General features: G+C 42.5%; 1 protein-coding gene. It reads right to left on the reverse strand.

The annotated features are described in order from the left end of the window. Window positions 1-6,125: hemagglutinin repeat-containing protein (locus tag H3T44_RS03835; RefSeq protein ID WP_199276112.1), on the reverse strand; the 6,125-nt coding region annotated here is incomplete at both ends.

Below are 6,125 nucleotides of genomic sequence, written 5' to 3' on the forward strand. Positions count from 1 at the left end.
CGTCGTGTTGGCCGCCGCAAAGCCCGTCTTAGCAAGGTTCGCCAGAAGGCCACTCGCACTCAGGCCTATCCCCGTAAAGCTGTCCTTATGTTTCTGGTCACCCCTGAATACATCCTGAACCGCATTGAAGTTCACTGAATCTCCGGACATATTGATATCCCTTCCCGCAATAACATTGGAACCGTTGATATTGATATCCTTGCCTGCATTCAGGTTGACATTACCCTCGGTTGAGATAATGTCACTGGCCGTATGCAGGGAATTGGATGTCGATTTTTTATCAGTGACGTTCTTTTGGCCAATTTGCACGCTCAATTGCGCCTCGTTCGTGAAGAAACCGAACTTCTTCGTCTGGTGATAATCATATGTATCGTTGGAATAGTTTAGCGCGTTCTCGGTTATATTGCCGCCAGCGTTGATATTAACATCATTTTTGGACGCGACAGCCCCTGCCAGGCTAACATCGTTTTTCGCAGAGATGCCGATTTGTCCACCCGCAATGACAGCCGATCCAATATCATTGGTATAGGCTCTTTTTTCCTCGAACGAACTTGAATTGAATGCACCTGATTTATGTCCCCTAACATCGGTGAGGCCCTTGTCCGTAACGGCGTTCAGTCCGATATTGCCCGCGGATGACAGGGCTGCATCACCCCCGACATTCAGGGTGCTGCCCGCAAGGTTCAGGTCACCCCTTGTGGATTGCAGGATGGCGTTTCTACCGGCACTGACCATGGTTCCATAGTTCTTGGTCTGGTTACCGTTAAAGGCCAGCATTTCATGCTTTCCGTAACTGGCGCTGGAGGCGGCGGCATTCAGCTCTGCCGCACCGATATCGATCGAACCGGCCTGCATCGCCATATCGGATCCGGACTGGATGCTTCCACCACGGCTGATGATACTGTCACTCGCCTTGATCCCCATGGTTCCAGAGGCAAGGATCTTTCCCTGTGAACCAAGATAGGAGGATGTTCCCCCCTCAACAAGATAGTTGTTGATCGTGTCGCGGTTGATGATCGAGCCGTTCTGGGCATTAAGGGACATGTCCCCGCCCCTTATGGTTCCGCCATCATTGATGATGTTGCCATGTGTGCTGGTGAGCGCGATCGAGTGTGTCCCCTCCATCAGGCCGGAATTGAGAATGGAGCCGGCCTGGATACCGACATCCTTACCCACGATGGCAGCGCCGGATATCACCGCGGTTTTTGGTGAAAGATACAGCTGGGGAACCAGTACCTGTCTGCCATCAACCAGCGCGGGAACATACCAGACAATATCCTTGGAAAGTGAGGCCTGCTGCTCCTTTGTCAAGGCGGCGCCGAATTTGAACCCGTGCTGGTCGGCCTCATCGGTCGCATTGTCGAGAAGTTCCTTCATCATATCAGCGGCATTGTTATATGTTCCACCGACAAAGCTGTGCCCTGTTGCCTGAAGATATTGCTGCTGTATATAGTTGCTGTCAAACCCCGCATCCCCCAGGAACATATATGAGCCGGCAATATTCAGGTGATCAAGCAGATATTGCGACCCATAGAATTTCTGCAAGGATGTATATTGTGGACGGGTTTCAATAAGATAGCTTGACCCCTCCGGCACGCCACTTGTATTGACCCTACCCTGCTGGGTGGCGGCTTCACTGATTTTGCCCGCATCGTTGATATTAACCGCCCGCCCTACCTTGGCTGGAGCTGTACCGGGTTTGGCAAGACTTTCATTATTGCTGATATTGTCAATATTACTGTTTCCATTAACATTGATATTACCAATTGTTTTATTACTATTAATATTGCTGTTACTGTTACCATTAATATTAATATTACCACTCGTTTTATTATTATTGATATTGCCGTTATTGATACTGTGAATGTTTCCTCCGGTTATTTCACCAATACTGGCGGTGTCATTGCCCTTAATATCCGGATTAGGTCTGAACAAAGCGTGTCCACCGGCAATGGATGAGAGTATATCGTCAACACTTTCAGAAACTCCCTGATAATTAAAACCTGGAAGATGGACATGCAAACCCGGATCAATTCCCTCGGGATTGCCTACCCCACCATATCCTGGAAGCGAGGTGTTTTGACCGTTTACCCCTTTTCCACTTGATGAACTATTGACCAGATTACCTTCTCCAGGCCCATTCAATCCGTTTCTGCCCGTTTCACTCTGGACAGATGTCAATTGTTTTCCCGAGGGAAGGCTTGGATTGACCGTGACATAGTCATCAGGAGATGCATGTATCTTGATTGTCCGGTTATTAACCTGATTGGCCACTATCCCTATCAGGGTTCCACCTGCCATAATCGTGCCGCTCAATCCGGGATTATATGAACTATCCCCCCATACATATGCAATATTTTTATTGTTACCATCTAATGGAGGTGGATGTGAATAAGGAGGATTGGCTGCATTGGCTGGATCTTTTGGATATAGGGATCGGCAAAGTTTACCATTGTGACATACCAGTTTAAAAGTTATATCATCTTTATACCCGATGTTGTCCAGGGATGACGCATTCAGGGTCATATCATGACCCGCTTCCAAATGGCTTACATCATTGACAATCTTTCCGGAAGTTTCAATGATCAAGTCATGACCGGCCGTAACAATGGCTGAACTGCCTTTCAAGGTTGTTCTTGTTCCAGTTTCCGTCACCTCAATCCTTGCTTTTGGATTACCCCTACCCTGGGATAGAAACATGTAAAAATAACCACTTGCTGGGGTCCCATCCGCTTTGTACATATCTTTGGGAGCGTAAACCTTGATCATTTTTACATTACCCTTCCAAAAATATTTGTATAAATTGCTATCCCCACCCCAGCCACTTGTATTTAAGTCTTCCTCAAGGGCTATCTGTTTGTTGGATTTTCCGTATCCTTCCTGTCCTTCATCGTTAATCGCCTTATCATAGATAGTAGTGCTGTCAATTGTTTCCGTAACAAGTTTCCCAGTATAGCTGTTGGTAAAAGAGGCGGCCTTGATTGCAATATCCCCATTGGCGCTCTGTGTACGAATTAACCCTCCCTTGTTGATTATATCCCCATCAACATCCATGGCGATAGATCCCAAATCCGACTGGATAACCCCATAATTATTCAGCGTGTTTTGTCCATTATTGCCTTTAATGTTGATTGTCAGGTTGTTTCCGCTACTTAATAATCCAGATTGATTGTTTTGAAGCGAGGTCCCATCCAAGACCAATCCATTCATGGCCAATATGACACCATTATTTATGATGTTTCTTGCCGTGACATGAATATCGCCATTAGAGGTTATCCCACCATCCTGTCCGGCTTCATAATCTCCATGAATATTGAGATTAACCAGACCACCTTCATTTGCTCCCCCTAATGCCCCGAAGATAATACTGTTATTTTTTAGATCCCCTTCAATTGTTGCATTCAGTGCGGCAGCAGAAAGAATCTGGCCGGTGGATGAAAGTCCATTGCTTAGGACGTGCATATCTATATTACCTGAAGATTGTATAATACCGTTCTCATTCAGGTTTAAAAAGGATAGTGCCTGATTTTGCCGGTTAGCAGCAAGAACCATATTCCCCCTAACATTTTCATCAGTAGCTTGCTGTGTTATTATCATTCCACCCTGATTGTTTATATTCTTGGCATAAAGGTTCATTCCTGTTGCAGCTTGCAAAGTTCCTTTGTAATTGTTTAATTCATTTAATCCGTTTCCATTTTGATTTTGCGCAATCGTCGTGCCACCATTTGTACTGATAATTACTCCCTCAGAATTATCCAAAGATGGTGTAAAAATCTGGATATTTTGTTTTGCTTGCAACCATCCTTTATTATCTAGAGCTTGCAAAGCAATCAGATCTGCCGTGCCATTTGAGGTGAGAACCTGCCCATATCTGTCCAATGTTACACGAGGCGCAACAAGCGATAATGTTCCTGTGTCTGATCCGATTTGACCATGGGCTTGATTGTGAATAGCCGTATTGGAGTTAAGAACTAAACCTTTAGAGCCATATAAATAACCGTTTTCAAGATTATTGATATCTGCCGAGCTATTAGCAACAAGTTGACCTCCTGCAAGAATAAGCCCCTGATTATTCAAAGCGGAAGCAGAAAGCGCTATGTTTCCTTGTTTATAGGCAGTAATCTCTCCATTATTTTGATTTGATAACAAAGAATCAGCTTGTAAATTTATATCCGAATTGGAATATATTCTGCCATTATCATTCACAAACGTATTGGCGAATACAGAGATATTCCCTAACGTATCAATATTTTGAACGATTCCTTGATTTTTCAAATATCCTTTCTGAATATTAAAAATAATAGAACCTTGATCTGCACTGATCATTCCGCTTTGAGTGTTAACCAGGTTAGATGCAGACAGATTTATACCTTTTCCACCCCATAAATTCCCTTGATTTACAAAATCAGAACCAATCATAAGTGATAATAATCCATTAGAAAGAATTTTGCTTTCTGCAGAATTTTCAAGATGATTGACAGCAAGATCTATATCACCAAAAGACTGAACCGTTCCTTTTTCATTTAAAAACTGTTCCAGCGCAAGAGCGGAAGAACCTTGATTGAAACGAATACTTCCTTTTTGACTGGTCAATACACCATTATTGTTATTCAATTGTTTAGCTGCAATTGAAAGATCACTAAAAGCCTGTATATTCCCCTGATTGTTGTTAATTATAATAACTGGAACACTTTCCTGAACTGTCGATCCTCTTCCTTGCAATATTGTGTTCGCATTTGTTGATAAAATGACACCATCAAGATTATTATCAATCCTGTCAGCTGTAAGATTGACAGTATTTTTTCCCTGGATCCATCCTCCTTCATTATCTATAACCTGTGAAGATATCTGAACAGTGTCACCAATCAATGAACCAGAAGCAAGCTTTTCATTATTAAAGGAAATTCCAGTATGGGTTGTTTGATTACCTGTTCTCTCTGATGTTTGGATATTTAATGAGCGAACAGCAGATACATATCCGTTATTCTCCAGAACGGAGGCAACAAGCTGTAAATTCTGATGACCAATCAAGATTCCTGCATTGTTAAACTTTGAAGAAAAAACCGTCAGATCACCTCCCTGAACAAGAATTTGACCAACATGATCTTGGTTAATCCGGTTTATGAACTGCTGATTAGCCTTTAAAGTGGCTTTCCCTTTTGCAAAAACGATGCCCTCATTAATCATGGTTAGGCTATTTAGTAAAAGATGACTGTCCACAGCATTTGTTTGAATATTTCCCTGATTAAATAATCCCTGTTGCCCCATCACAGTCAGGGTCAGATCATTATTACCGGTATAAATCAATCCTGAAATTCCGTTTATTAAGGAATTAGAAATTAAATCCAGTCCAGAACCTGCTGCAATCTGGCCATTATTACCAACATTACCAGTATAGGTAGCGTGAATTTGCTTTTGTGCTGTCAATAAAGCCATATCATCACCTTGATAGGCAGCAGCATTGATTATAATATTTCCATTTGCCTGAATTTTGCCTGTATTTGTAATTGATGACAAAGTAGGGATAAGTTGTAAGGGTATAATAGCCAAATCACCATCTAGCGCCAGTATATTTCCTGAATTGTCTAAAAAAGATGTTGATAACGTTAATCCCTTACTGGCTTGCAGAAATCCTCCATTACTTATTTTATCAGAAACATTTAAATGTAAATTATCATCACTTAAAATTTGTCCATTGTCATTTTGCAGGGTTTTAGCCGTCATCTGCATGATCTTTCCAGACTGAATTACGCCTGAATACTGACCCATAGAATGGTTGATAACATCTCCACCCAATGTCAGGGTAACCGCTTTTGATCCATTTATTAACCCTGTATTATTCAGAGAATTTGCTGCAATGTTAATGTCACCTTCTGACTGGATCATTCCGCCTTTTAAAGTATTATCTGTATCGGAAATAGAACCTTCATTAGTTAAGAGATTGCCTATTAATAATTGCGTTGCTGTTTTACCGAATATAGAGCCTGAATTGGACAGAGAAGATGCCGATAAAGTTAAATAACCCTTAGAACTGTAAAGACTTCCCGCATTGAGAAGGCTATTGGCGATGGCAAGTGTTCCATCCCCGTTCAAGCTGCTAATGGAGGCATCCCTGTTGTTCAGGA

It is taken from the genome of Commensalibacter sp. M0355 (assembly GCF_016101365.1).
Classification (GTDB): Bacteria; Pseudomonadota; Alphaproteobacteria; order Acetobacterales; family Acetobacteraceae; genus Commensalibacter; species Commensalibacter melissae.